This is a genomic window from Kosakonia sp. MUSA4, from assembly GCF_013085925.1.
GTDB lineage: Bacteria > Pseudomonadota > Gammaproteobacteria > Enterobacterales > Enterobacteriaceae > Kosakonia > Kosakonia sacchari_B.
Window position 1 is genome coordinate 5,316,518 of record NZ_CP025697.1, and the last position, 12,898, is coordinate 5,329,415.

General features: G+C 50.5%; 14 protein-coding genes. 7 read left to right on the plus strand and 7 right to left on the minus strand.

All coding sequences use genetic code 11. The features are described from left to right. Positions 1 to 3: 3 nt before the first annotated feature. Positions 4 to 486 carry a pantetheine-phosphate adenylyltransferase gene (gene coaD, locus C0557_RS25240; protein ID WP_208662176.1) on the plus strand — a complete coding sequence of 161 codons (483 nt, stop codon included), beginning with the start codon at positions 4 to 6 and terminating at the stop codon, positions 484 to 486. A 107-nt stretch (positions 487 to 593) separates the two neighbouring features. On the opposite strand, the gene mutM is transcribed toward coaD, so the two are convergent. The 4 genes from mutM to radC all read right to left on the minus strand — a co-directional run bounded on the left by mutM (position 594) and on the right by radC (position 2,911). Further along, on the minus strand, positions 594 to 1,403 hold the full coding sequence (mutM, locus tag C0557_RS25245; protein WP_064562721.1) for a bifunctional DNA-formamidopyrimidine glycosylase/DNA-(apurinic or apyrimidinic site) lyase: 810 nt from the start codon (positions 1,401 to 1,403) through the stop codon (positions 594 to 596). 75 nt (positions 1,404 to 1,478) lie between these two features. Further along, complete coding sequence (gene rpmG / locus C0557_RS25250) at positions 1,479 to 1,646, minus strand: 50S ribosomal protein L33 (RefSeq protein WP_003024094.1); 168 nt, start codon at positions 1,644 to 1,646, stop codon at positions 1,479 to 1,481. 20 nt (positions 1,647 to 1,666) lie between these two features. Further along, positions 1,667 to 1,903 carry a 50S ribosomal protein L28 gene (rpmB, locus tag C0557_RS25255; protein ID WP_002436699.1) on the minus strand — a complete coding sequence of 79 codons (237 nt, stop codon included), beginning with the start codon at positions 1,901 to 1,903 and terminating at the stop codon, positions 1,667 to 1,669. Positions 1,904 to 2,242: 339 nt separating this feature from the next. Further along, positions 2,243 to 2,911: a DNA repair protein RadC gene (gene radC, locus C0557_RS25260; protein ID WP_074776279.1), complete on the minus strand. Its 669-nt coding sequence runs from the start codon at positions 2,909 to 2,911 to the stop codon at positions 2,243 to 2,245. A 170-nt stretch (positions 2,912 to 3,081) separates the two neighbouring features. Between radC and coaBC the strand changes: the two genes are divergently transcribed. The 4 genes from coaBC to C0557_RS25280 all read left to right on the plus strand — a co-directional run bounded on the left by coaBC (position 3,082) and on the right by C0557_RS25280 (position 6,652). Further along, complete coding sequence (gene coaBC / locus C0557_RS25265; protein WP_208662185.1) at positions 3,082 to 4,296, plus strand: bifunctional phosphopantothenoylcysteine decarboxylase/phosphopantothenate--cysteine ligase CoaBC; 1,215 nt, start codon at positions 3,082 to 3,084, stop codon at positions 4,294 to 4,296. Next, positions 4,274 to 4,732, plus strand: coding sequence for a dUTP diphosphatase (gene dut, locus C0557_RS25270; protein WP_035886792.1), 459 nt, complete (start codon positions 4,274 to 4,276; stop codon positions 4,730 to 4,732). Before coaBC ends, dut begins: the two co-directional genes overlap by 23 nt. Before the next feature lie 124 nt (positions 4,733 to 4,856). Next, positions 4,857 to 5,453: a nucleoid occlusion factor SlmA gene (slmA, locus tag C0557_RS25275; protein ID WP_074776281.1), complete on the plus strand. Its 597-nt coding sequence runs from the start codon at positions 4,857 to 4,859 to the stop codon at positions 5,451 to 5,453. A 182-nt stretch (positions 5,454 to 5,635) separates the two neighbouring features. Next, positions 5,636 to 6,652, plus strand: coding sequence for an SMP-30/gluconolactonase/LRE family protein (locus tag C0557_RS25280; RefSeq protein ID WP_208662193.1), 1,017 nt, complete (start codon positions 5,636 to 5,638; stop codon positions 6,650 to 6,652). A 37-nt stretch (positions 6,653 to 6,689) separates the two neighbouring features. On the opposite strand, the gene pyrE is transcribed toward C0557_RS25280, so the two are convergent. Together pyrE and rph are read right to left on the minus strand one after the other, a co-directional pair. Beyond that, entirely contained in the window at positions 6,690 to 7,331 is a 642-nt protein-coding gene (gene pyrE, locus C0557_RS25285) for an orotate phosphoribosyltransferase (protein ID WP_007369488.1), read from the minus strand. 149 nt (positions 7,332 to 7,480) lie between these two features. Continuing rightward, positions 7,481 to 8,197: a ribonuclease PH gene (gene rph, locus C0557_RS25290; protein ID WP_208662195.1), complete on the minus strand. Its 717-nt coding sequence runs from the start codon at positions 8,195 to 8,197 to the stop codon at positions 7,481 to 7,483. A gap of 122 nt (positions 8,198 to 8,319) precedes the next feature. Between rph and C0557_RS25295 the strand changes: the two genes are divergently transcribed. Beyond that, a complete protein-coding gene (locus C0557_RS25295; RefSeq protein ID WP_074776283.1) occupies positions 8,320 to 9,183 on the plus strand; it encodes a YicC/YloC family endoribonuclease in 864 nt (287 codons plus the stop codon). Between the two features lie 167 nt (positions 9,184 to 9,350). On the opposite strand, the gene C0557_RS25300 is transcribed toward C0557_RS25295, so the two are convergent. Continuing rightward, positions 9,351 to 11,894: a filamentous hemagglutinin N-terminal domain-containing protein gene (locus tag C0557_RS25300; RefSeq protein WP_208662197.1), complete on the minus strand. Its 2,544-nt coding sequence runs from the start codon at positions 11,892 to 11,894 to the stop codon at positions 9,351 to 9,353. 641 nt (positions 11,895 to 12,535) lie between these two features. On the opposite strand from C0557_RS25300, the gene C0557_RS25305 reads away from it, so the two are divergent. Further along, positions 12,536 to 12,811 (plus strand): hypothetical protein, encoded by a 276-nt coding sequence (locus tag C0557_RS25305; protein WP_208662205.1) that lies wholly within the window; start codon positions 12,536 to 12,538, stop codon positions 12,809 to 12,811. The last annotated feature ends 87 nt before the right edge of the window (positions 12,812 to 12,898 follow it).

Sequence of the window (12,898 nt, forward strand, 5' to 3'; positions counted from 1 at the left end):
GCGATGAGTACAAAAGCGATTTATCCCGGTACTTTCGATCCGATCACCAATGGCCACATTGATATCGTGACCCGCGCGGCGACCATGTTTACTGAAGTGGTACTGGCTATTGCCGCCAGCCCAAGTAAGAAGCCGATGTTCAACCTTGAAGAACGCGTAGCGCTGGCACAATCGGCAACGGCGCATTTACCGAACGTTACGGTAGTGGGATTCAGTGATTTGATGGCGAACTTTGCCCGCGCACAGCAGGCAAATATTCTGATCCGCGGTCTGCGTGCCGTTGCAGATTTCGAGTACGAAATGCAGCTGGCGCATATGAACCGCCATCTGATGCCGGAACTGGAAAGCGTGTTTCTGATGCCGTCGAAAGAGTGGTCGTTTATCTCTTCATCGCTGGTGAAAGAAGTGGCGCGCCACCAGGGTGATGTCGCCCACTTCCTGCCGCCGAACGTGCACCAGGCTTTGCTGGAGAAGCTTAGAGTCTGATGGCGCTTCGCTTATCAGGCCTGCCGCACCGGTGTGCCTGAAAAATAGAGCCGCCATTTAGCAAAGCACAACAGCATTCCGCAGCCGCCATCCGGCAAAAAACACGCTTATTTCTGGCAGCGGCGACAGTAAAACGTTGAGCGCTGCGCGTGCTTCGCGGCCATAATCGGCGTACCGCAGACGCGACAAGGTTCCCCTTCCCGCCCGTATACCTGTAACTCCTGCGCGAAATAGCCTGGTTTCCCGTCGCTTTGCAGAAAATCTTTCAGCGTGGTTCCGCCCTGTTCAATGGATCGCAACAGCACGGCTTTGATCACCCGCACCAGCATTTCACACTCCTGACGCGACAGCGAAGAGGCCAGGCGATCCGGGTGGATCCCGGCGGCGAACAGCGATTCGCTGGCGTAAATGTTTCCTACACCGACCACCAGCTTGTTATCCATCAGCCAGGGTTTGATAGCCGTTTTTTTCTTCGCGCACTTCTGCTGCAAATAATCGGCATTAAAGGCTTCGCTTAACGGTTCAGGGCCAAGATGTGCCAGCACATTGTGGCCTTCCAGCTCTTTGGTCCACAGCCATGCGCCAAAGCGGCGAGGATCGGTGTAACGCAGCACTTTGCCGTTGCTCATCACCAGATCAACATGGTCATGCTTTTCAGCCGGAAGCTCATGGGGAAGGATGCGTAAACTGCCGGACATACCCAGGTGGATGATGATCCAGCCATCCGGCAGCTCCAGCAGCAGATATTTCGCGCGACGCTGAACGCTCAGCACCGGTTTATCGCTCAGGGCGTGGATCTCATCGGAAACCGGCCAGCGTAATCGCCCGTTGCGTACCACCGCATGAAGAATGGTTTCGCCAACCAGGTGCGGTTCGATACCCCGGCGGCTGGTTTCTACTTCGGGTAATTCAGGCATCTCATCTCCGGCTTGCGGGTTATCAGAAATGCAAAAACCCCGACAGTGCGGGGTTTTTGTGCAAGAAAACTAAAATTATTTGATTTTAGCTTCTTTGTACAGCACGTGCTGACGGACAACTGGATCGAATTTTTTCAGTTCCAGTTTTTCCGGCTTAGTACGTTTGTTCTTCGTGGTGGTGTAGAAGTGACCAGTACCAGCGGAAGAAACCAGCTTGATTTTCTCACGAATACCTTTAGCCATGATTTATATCCTCTAAGTACTTAGTACTTTTCGCCACGGGCACGCAGTTCAGACAGAACTGTATCGATGCCTTTCTTATCAATTACACGCATACCTTTAGCAGATACGCGCAGGGTGACAAAACGCTTCTCGCTCTCAACCCAGAAACGGTGAGAGTGCAGGTTCGGCAGGAAACGGCGTTTAGTCGCGTTCAGTGCGTGGGAACGGTTGTTACCGGTCACCGGACGCTTGCCAGTAACTTGGCAGACTCGGGACATGTCTATTCTCCAAAAATCAAATTAGCTCGAGCTTCGTATGGGGTATCGGCGCCTCGTCAGGCTTTACAGCCCGGTCATCGCAGTTCTACACACCATCTTTCAGGCTGCCTCTGCATTGGCTGCACTCGCTTATCCAGGTCACGTACTTATGTACGTTCACAGGGATTCACTCTCTTGCCGCCTTGATGCAACTTGAATGATTTAGTGTCTAAGTGAACTCTCGATTGCCAGGCCCAAATGCCAAACCCGAGATTCTCAAAGGTGGCGTAGTATACGCTGAGTCGGCGGTGTGCTCAAGTCCCGAACAGACAAAGATCCCGGTGGATCGCCTAAAATGGCTTAAATCCAGCCGCGTTCTGCAAACGAAACGCACTCCCCGCGACCGACAACCAGGTGATCAAGCACACGGATGTCCATGAACTGGCAGCATTTTATCACTCGCTCAGTGATTTGCTTATCCGCCTTGCTTGGCTCAGCGTTACCTGAAGGGTGATTATGCGCGAGGATCACGGCGGCTGCATTCACTTTTAACGCTTCACGCAGAATTTCCCGCGGATGCACTTCGACATGGTTAATGGTGCCGCTAAACAACCGGCAGTGCTTCAGTATCCGGTTCTGGTTATCCATCAGGATCACCATAAAGATCTCGCGCTCTTCTCCCGCTAGCTGACTCTGCAAGAATTCACGCGTCATATCAGGGCTTAGTAACGAGCTCTCTTCCAGCAGGCGCGCATTATAGTAACGACGCGCCAGCTCGCCGATGCCCCTTAACTGCGCATATTTCGCCACGCCGATTCCGTGTACATCCTGAAAATCTTCCAGCTCGGAAGAGAGCAATGTATAAAGCGAACCAAATTGCTTCAGCAGTTCGCGGGCAACGGTTATTACACACTTTCCTCGCGTTCCGGTGCGCAGAAAAAGCGCTAATAACTCCACATCCGATAGTGTCTCAATGCCGTACTGCATCATCTTTTCGCGCGGCTTCTGGGGTGTCAAAACAATGTCCATATTCCCTCCTCCCGATCCCACGTTTATGGTGCCATTTCACGCCCCCTCCTTCGACAACCAATTTCAAAGCCTGCGTAATGCCTCGCAAAGTGCTCTGCGGGCAAAAGCACGACAACATCAGGATTGTGATAAAATGCCCAGCTTCTGGTGAAATCCAACAGGAAAGAATCATGATCAGTCTGGCGGGTAAAAAAATTGTCCTCGGCGTAAGCGGCGGTATTGCGGCTTACAAAGCGCCTGAGTTGGTGCGCCGTCTGCGCGATCGCGGCGCGGAAGTTCGCGTGGTAATGACCGAAGGCGCCAAAGCCTTCATTACCCCGCTGAGCCTGCAAGCCGTTTCCGGGTATCCGGTTTCCGACAGCCTGCTCGATCCCGCTGCCGAAGCGGCAATGGGCCATATCGAGCTCGGTAAATGGGCCGATCTGGTGATTCTGGCGCCCGCCACCGCCGATTTGATTGCCCGCGTCGCCGCCGGAATGGCCAACGACCTGGTTTCCACGATTTGCCTCGCCACCCCTTCTCCTGTCGCGGTAGTACCAGCGATGAACCAGCAAATGTATCGTGCCGCAGCAACCCAGCATAATTTGCAGGTGCTGGCCTCACGCGGTCTGCTGCTCTGGGGGCCGGACAGCGGCAGTCAGGCCTGTGGCGATGTTGGCCCTGGCCGCATGCTGGATCCGCTGACGATCGTTGATATGGCAGCCGCGTATTTTTCACCTGTCAAAGATCTGCAACATCTGAACATCATGATTACCGCCGGCCCGACCCGTGAGCCGTTGGATCCGGTGCGTTACATTACTAATCTCAGCTCCGGTAAGATGGGCTTCGCCATTGCCGCCGCCGCCGCCAGCCGCGGGGCGAACGTCACGCTGGTTGCAGGCCCGGTCACGCTGCCGACGCCTGCGCTGGTGCAACGCATAGATGTCACCACCGCGCTGGAGATGGAAGCGGCCGTGCAGCGTAGCGCACAGCAACAGCACATTTTTATCGGCTGCGCCGCCGTCGCGGATTACCGCGCAGCCAGCGTGGCGGAAGAGAAAATTAAAAAGCAAGGCGATGAAATCACGATAAAAATGGTAAAAAACCCGGATATCGTCGCTGGCGTTGCCGCACTTTCTGCCCATCGCCCCTTTGTCGTGGGGTTTGCCGCCGAAACAAATAATGTGGAAGAATATGCCCGGCAGAAACGCGCCCGCAAAAACCTTGACCTGATTTGCGCTAACGATGTTTCCCAATCAGATCAAGGCTTTAATAGCGACAACAACGCATTACATCTTTTCTGGCAGGAGGGCGACAAACGTCTGCCGCTGGAACGCAAAGAACTTCTGGGCCACCAATTACTGGACGAGATCGTTACCCGTTATGATGAAAAAAATCGACGTTAAGATTCTGGACCCGCGTGTCGGCAAGCAATTTCCGCTACCGACTTATGCCACCTCCGGTTCCGCCGGACTTGACCTGCGCGCCTGTCTCGACGACGCCGTAGAGCTGGCGCCAGGCGCAACAACGTTGCTGCCAACCGGTCTGGCAATTCATATTGCCGATCCGTCGCTCGCTGCGGTTATTCTGCCGCGTTCAGGGCTGGGCCATAAGCATGGCGTGGTGCTGGGTAATCTGGTTGGTCTGATTGACTCGGATTATCAGGGACAACTGATGGTTTCCGTCTGGAACCGCGGCCAGGACAGCTTCACTATCGTTCCGGGCGAACGCATCGCACAAATGGTGTTTGTACCGGTTGTGCAGGCCGAATTTAATCTGGTGGAAGAGTTCGACGCGACTGAACGCGGCGAAGGCGGCTTTGGCCATTCCGGGCGTCAGTAAACCGCTCTATTTAACGCATCACACGGCGAAATAACGCGATAACATCACCGCAAACGCACCTTGTTTGCGGTCGCCGTGTGGTCGCTCGCCTGACAAGTGTTTATTTTCAGGGGTATTTTAGAACATGGCAGAAAAACAAACTGCGAAAAGGAATCGCCGCGAGGAAATACTTCAGTCTCTGGCGCTGATGCTGGAATCCAGCGATGGAAGCCAGCGTATTACTACCGCGAAACTGGCCGCTTCCGTTGGCGTATCCGAAGCCGCGCTGTACCGTCATTTCCCCAGTAAAACGCGCATGTTCGATAGCCTGATTGAGTTTATCGAGGATAGCCTGATCACCCGCATTAATCTGATTTTAAAGGATGAGAAAGACACCACCACGCGCCTGCGCCTGATTATGCAGCTAATCCTCGGCTTCGGTGAACGTAACCCTGGCTTAACGCGCATCATGACCGGCCATGCGCTGATGTTTGAACAGGATCGCTTGCAAGGGCGCATTAACCAGCTCTTCGAACGCATTGAAGCGCAGCTGCGCCAGGTCCTGCGCGAGCGCAAAATGCGCGAAGGCGAGGCCTATGCCACTGACGAAACGCTGCTGGCAAGCCAGTTGCTGGCGTTTTGTGAAGGGATGCTGTCGCGCTATGTGCGCAGTGAATTTAAATACAGCCCAACCGACGATTTTGACGCCCGCTGGCCGCTGCTCGCCGCGCAACTGCAATAATCTCTCTTTATGCAGCCTTTGTGGCTGCATTCTCATTTTCCGGCAATCTGTGAAAAGGCCCAACGCAATTCGTTGAGATGCCAGATGTTGCACCGCCCACTATTTCCTAACCTCTCTTTGACAATATCGTTCCACTTAAGCGAAATAACCTCTTAAATACCCTACAAATAAGGAGACGCTTGATGGCAACATCACGTCGGGAACTGTTGAAACTGAGCGGAATTGCTACCGCGTCATTACTCCTCAGCCAGAAAAGCATTGCTGCCTGGGCTCCTTCCGCTCGCTACCCCGATCCCAGTATCGTCGCGCTGGATGACAGCTTTCGAAACTATATGGTTTCCAGCGCTAAAGTGGAGCAAATCGCCACTGGCTGCCGATGGGCGGAAGGGCCAGTATGGTTTGGCGATATGCGTATGCTGTTGTGGAGTGACATCCCCAACAATGCGGTGATGCGCTGGGATGAAGCCACCGGTGAAACCCGCGTTTTTCGCCATCCGTCAAATAATGCCAACGGCCACGCCCGTGACAGGCAAGGGCGGCTGATCAGCTGCGAGCACGATACCCGGCGGATCACGCGCACCGAGTATGACGGTACGATTACGGTGCTAGCCGACAGCTTTGACGGCAAACCGCTGAACTCGCCAAACGATATCGCGGTGAAATCAGATGGCACCATCTGGTTTACCGATCCGCCATTTGGCATTGCCGGGTTTTACGAAGGGCATAAAGCGGCAGCGCAGCTCCCGCAGAATGTCTACCGGCTCGATCCACAAACCCGCAAACTGGAAGTGATCCTTGGCGATGTCAAAGGCCCGAACGGTATCTGCTTCTCGCCAGACGAAAAAACGTTGTATGTCGTAGAGAGCCGCGCCACGCCAAACCGGCTGATTCTGGCGTGGGACATTGTCGATAACCAGCTGAAAAATAAGCGCGTACATATCGACTGCGGCAACGGCACGGCCGACGGTATTGCCTGCGATATGGACGGCAATCTGTGGTGCGGCTGGGGAATGGGTACGGAAGAACTGGACGGCGTGCGCATCTTCAATACGCAGGGAAAAGCGATTGGCATGATTCATTTGCCGGAGCGCTGTGCCAATCTCTGCTTTGGCGGCGAACAGCGTAATCGCCTGTTTATGGCCTCCAGCACTTCAGTTTATTCACTCTATGTGAACACGCAGGGCACAAAACTGTTATGACACACGCCCGGCAGGCACCTCCTGCCGGGCGCTACGGTTATACGCCGTACTGTTCGCGATACGCGCGAACCGCAGCCAGGTGATCGGCCATCTCCGGCTTCTCTTCCAGATACGCAATCAAATCTTTCAGCGTGATAATTGAAATCACTTTGCAGCCGTAATCACGCTCCACTTCTTGAATCGCGGAGATATCAGCGCGGCCGCGCTCCTGGCGATCCAGCGAAATCAGCACGCCTGCCAGCGTCGCGCCATTGGCCTGGATAATTTCCATCGACTCGCGGATAGCGGTGCCCGCGGTAATGACGTCATCCACCAGCATTACACGGCCCTGTAACGCGCTGCCGACCAGATTACCGCCTTCACCATGATCTTTCGCTTCTTTACGGTTAAAGCAGTACGGTACATCGCGCTCATGATGTTCCGCCAGCGCCACCGCAGTGGTAGTCGCAATCGGAATACCTTTATAAGCCGGGCCAAACAGCAGGTCGAAATCAATCCCGGAATCCACCAACGCTTCGGCGTAAAAACGGCCTAACAGAGCCAGATCGCGCCCGGTATTAAATAGCCCGGCGTTGAAGAAATAGGGGCTTTTACGCCCGGATTTCAGCGTGAACTCGCCAAACTTCAGTACCTGCTTATTAAGCGCAAATTCAATAAACTGACGCTGATACGCTTTCATGGATTCGCTCCTCATCTCACTTTTCAATTTACAGATTACGCAAAATAGTTCGCGCAGCATCGCGAAGGCAACCAGAGCCTGCCGCTAACAAAGAGGCTGCGTGAAGTATGACGCGCAAAAAAAAGGGCGACTCTCAGTCGCCCTTATAATTAATTCGCCAGCGCCGCTTTCTGCGTCGCGATAATCGATTCGATTCCCCCTCTGGCCAGCGCCAGCAGGGCCAATAACTCTTCGTGGGTGAACGGTTCGCCTTCCGCCGTGCCCTGAACTTCAATCATGCGGCCATCTTCGGTCATCACCACGTTCATATCGGTCCCGGCGGCGGAGTCTTCCACATACTCCAGATCGCACACGGCCTCGCCGTTAACGATACCCACGGATACGGCGGCAACCATGCCTTTCATCGGATTGGTTTTCAGTTTCCCGGCCGCAACCAGTTTGTTCAGTGCATCCGCCAGCGCCACACAAGCACCGGTAATAGACGCGGTACGGGTGCCGCCATCGGCCTGGAGCACGTCGCAGTCGAGCGTGATGGTGAATTCACCCAACGCGTTCAGGTCAACCGCTGCACGCAGCGCACGGGCAATCAGGCGCTGGATTTCCATAGTGCGACCGCCCTGTTTGCCTTTTGCGGCTTCACGCGCGTTGCGGGTATGGGTGGAACGCGGCAGCATGCCATATTCCGCGGTGATCCAACCCTGTCCCTGACCTTTCAGGAAACGCGGCACACCTTCTTCAATAGAGGCGGTGCACAGCACTTTGGTATCACCAAATTCAACCAGCACGGAGCCTTCAGCGTGTTTTGTATAGTTACGGGTCAGGGTGACGGGACGTACCTGAGTGGCGCTACGACCTGCTGGACGCATGATGATTTCTCCGGCTATTCGAATGTGGCTGCGCATTATACTGGCTTAGCGTGGTTATTCCTATCCTGATAAGGCCACGAAAGCTATAATCCCCGCATCTCTCTTTAAAAACGGGAACGTCTATGATCCGCAGTATGACCGCCTACGCCCGGCGTGAAATCAAGGGTGAATGGGGCTCAGCCTCCTGGGAACTGCGCTCGGTAAACCAGCGTTATCTGGAAACTTACTTCCGCCTGCCGGAGCAATTCCGCAGCCTTGAACCGGTTGTCCGTGAACGTCTTCGTACCCGTCTGACTCGCGGCAAAGTGGAGTGCAACCTGCGTTTTGAACCCGATTCCAGCGCGCAAGGGGAACTTATCCTCAACGAAAAACTGGCTAAACAGCTGGTATCTGCCGCCAACTGGGTGAAATTGCAGAGTGACGAAGGGGAAATTAATCCGGTAGATATCCTGCGCTGGCCTGGCGTGATGGCCGCACAAGAACAGGATTTGGATGCCATTGCGACACAAATTCTCGCTGCGCTGGACGGTACGCTGGATGACTTTATCGTCGCCCGTGAAACCGAAGGCCAGGCGCTGAAAGCGCTCATCGAGCAGCGTCTGGAAGGTGTAAGTACCGAAGTCGCCAAAGTGCGTGCGCATATGCCGGAAATCCTGCAATGGCAGCGCGAGCGGCTGGTTGCCAAGCTCGAAGAGGCGCAGGTACAACTGGAGAATAATCGCCTTGAGCAGGAACTGGTGCTGATGGCGCAGCGTATCGATGTGGCCGAAGAACTGGACCGGCTCGAAGCGCACGTAAAAGAGACCTACAACATTCTGAAGAAAAAAGAAGCCGTGGGTCGTCGCCTCGACTTTATGATGCAGGAGTTCAACCGTGAATCAAACACGCTGGCATCCAAGTCGATTAATGCTGAAGTCACCAATTCCGCTATTGAACTGAAAGTGTTGATTGAGCAGATGCGCGAGCAGATTCAGAATATCGAGTAATCTTTTTCGCTCTGTAGCTTTATCATTAAAAAAGCCATTTAAAAAATGGCTTTTTTGTTGAGTTTTATACCGGATAGAGGACACATCGTCTACGAATGATAATCTTCCGGTGTTGTTCCATAAAAGCAGCATTGCTGCTGCTTTTATGTGGAACATTGATATCAGAACTACTTACCGACAACCGTACCCAAAATATTGCTCACAGGAACACTGGAGTTTAACCCCTGAACGCCGCCAATAACCCCGAGCAGGTTATTCACCGACTGTGCCGTGATATTAACAACACCATTACTGAAAAGATTGCTATAGTTATAAACACCGCCACCCGCTTTGATGTTAATAACTTTACCGGCAAAAATATCGCCATAGTTATTCAGGTTGTTCGCTACGTTGAAGTTCACTTCATTATCAGAAGAAATAGTATTTCTGTTAGTTAATGAACCCTTTGTCGTGGTAAATGAAACTTTATTTTTCCCAACAAGATATCCTTTGTTCTCAAAAGAATCGCTCATTGTCACTACCAAATCTTTATCCGCAGTGATAACACCCGTCAGATTGCCATTTTTGGCGCTACCGGAGCTGCGGTTATCCAGTGATGCGGTGGAGATATTAACATCACCATAAGACTTGATAACGGCGTAGTCATTGTTTATAGCATTAGCTTTAATATTTGCTGCCGCGCCCCCTACTGTCTGGCTATTGGCATTAGAGAACAAACCGGTGGTAGTAACATCTAATGTACCTGCCTGAGCAATAATACGGCTATTTTCGCTATAGATATTTTTTGCGGTCAGATTAACTGAACGTTTACCGATGAGCCCGCCTTTTTGGTCAGCCATACCAAAATAGAACCCATACGGATCGCCATAGCTGTTACCATTATTATTAAAAAGATTACCTTTGGTGGTGATGTTGATATCATTAACAGCAACAACCAGCGCTGCGTTGCTGTTCACATCACCTGTAGCAGTAATATTGATATCTTTACCGAGCAACATGCCGCCGTAGTTATCAATTAACCCGCCGTTTATGCTCAGTGTTCCTTCATCAGAACGGAGCACACCCACATAGTTTTCAAGTTTGCCGGATGCAGCAACGCTTAAATTACCCACAGCACCGATGCTGCTTGCATAGTTAACCAGATTTTTTGTTTCAACGTTAACGTTTTTCTCTGAAGAGATTTTGCCGTAGTGATTATCGATATTATAGCTGCTCTTAATATCGATATTACCATTCGATGAAATTTGACCATTATTTTCCAGCGCATAGGATGAAATCATAATGCCACCATCACCGGCAATAATCCCGCGAGAATCACTGCTGCCAACATCGGCGGTCTTCGTATTATTGTTAATCAGAGTACTGTTTTTAGCATCAATTTTGATATGACCATTTACAGTACGGATACGACCACCGGTATTGTCGATAGTATTATAACTATTATTAACTAACTCGATATTCTGAATCGCATCCATAGTACCATTTCTGTTTGCGGTATTCAGAGAGTTAATGCCAATATAGCCGCCGTTAATCTGTCCATCGCTATTGTCAAAGAACCCTGTTTCGAGAGCAACGATTCCACCGGTCAGACCGTATGTTTTTTCCGTTCCGGAGTTACGCAGTGTATTACCATTGGTGTTGATCGCCAGCAACCCAGCCGAAGCCATTTTGCCGTTCATGTTGTTCAGATAGCCGCTACTGATTGCGATGTCTTTACCTGCCTGAATATTACCAAGGCCAGAATTGTTTAACGTATTTTTGGCAGTATCAATGTACACTGACGCGTCACTGGCAATACTGCCGCCAGAGTTATCAAGATCGCCAGCCAGCTTCATCAGAACAGTGGCATTTGATTTAATCGACGCATTTTTATTATGTAACTGGCCCTGGGCATCAAGGGTAAAGCCTCCCTTACCCGCGGCGATCACACCGCTATTATTTACGCCAGCGCCTTGTTCTGTGCTGATAAGCGTGATTTTGTCCGCATACATTCCCCCCAGCTTCGCAACGTCGAGGCTATTGCTTTTACGGAAACCTTCAGCTCTCACGCTGCCCGTGATTTGATTGTTCGTATTGACATAGTTATTGCCCAGAACGAGCGTCAGATCTTTAGCTACGCCGACATAACCATTGACCGTCACAGCACGAGTAATAAGTTCCGTTGGGGACTCATTAAGCAACTGAGCCTCAACGCTAATATCACCGCTATTAACGGCGTATCCTTTCAGTACGCCATTCTGCACATCAGGCGTCCCGGAGGTTAACGTCACCTTATTGGTATTAATAAAGCCGCAGCCCGAACAGGTGATACCCGATGGGTTTGCAATGATCAGATGTGCTTCATCACCCGCAACTTCCAGCATGCCGGCCAGGTTACTACGGCCCGAACGCACTTCGTTGAGAATAATTTTGGCGCTACCGGAAGTCAGGTTACTGTTACCGCTTATCATTCCGCCGAGAGCCGTATTGGCACCATTGGTGCTATTATTAAATATTACCCCTTCCTTTCCCACATTCAATTTGTCATAGATATTATGCGAGAGCCCATTTTCATTCGCTTTATTGATATCTATAACTGGCACATTATTAACAGCTCTGGCCGCTGCTGCGCGATTACTGTTAATCATGTCCGCATGGACGACCAACGGCAATGACAAAATAACCGCAGTAGCAATAGGTGTTACTTTAACTAAATAACGTTTTTGTTTCATTGTAACCTCTGAATATGATCTTTAGTTATTTGTGCATGTCTGTATACGGAAATTGTTGTCAATCAGTAATTAAAGAAAAACTGACACCCAGAAAAATAAACAATATTCGTCCGGGAAGAAGGATTGAAGCCATGGTTATAAATGCTGTTGCTATTCGATTAACAACTGCACCAATAAAATGAATTTAATAACACAACACAGTAAACATCCGAACTCCCTGTCACTGGTTATTCCTTCATTTATTTATCGATAAACATCGACCCACAATTCCATTCACAAATAAAGTGACAACAGGTCATGCTCAAATCGCATTAAAATTCCGACAAATCATTACTGTAAAAGAAAAATCTTCATAACCAGCCGTCCTTTATTTACCAAAGGCGATACTAATTGTATTGTCGCCGCTCTGGCAAGCCTGTTTTATCCCGATAACTAAAAATCATATTTTTCTCACCACCTACACAAGACATATTATTATAAAAAATAAAAGAAATTAAATTATTAACACCGAGAAATAAATCACACTGTTAAAAAATAGAACATGTTCGATAAACCCAAATCAAAAGAATAAATATTGACTTATCTTTCTTGAGAAAAATAAAATTAAAACGTCACCAAGACATTTATTCAAGGGAAAAGAAATGCGTGAATTAAACACTCAAGAAATTGCAGCAGTTTCCGGTGCGAGCCTGGCCTCCATTGGTAGCTTTTTAGGTTTCCAGGCAGGAAATCTTGCCGACTACCTCACATCAAAAATTGGTCTGTCTACTAACTTCGGCAGCTATACCAGCCAGATTGGCACAGGTATCGGTCAATTATTGTCGCTGAATTTTACTGATGCCAAAGCAAACATTGCCAATGGTTGTAATGGCCTGACAAGCGCATTAATTACGGCTGTTGGCAACCTTTTTAAATAATAAAAAAACTGTCATTAGCAGGAAGAGCCAGTGCATTACTGCTGGCTCTTTTTATTAAAAACCAGCGTTGTTGTCCAAATTTAATGT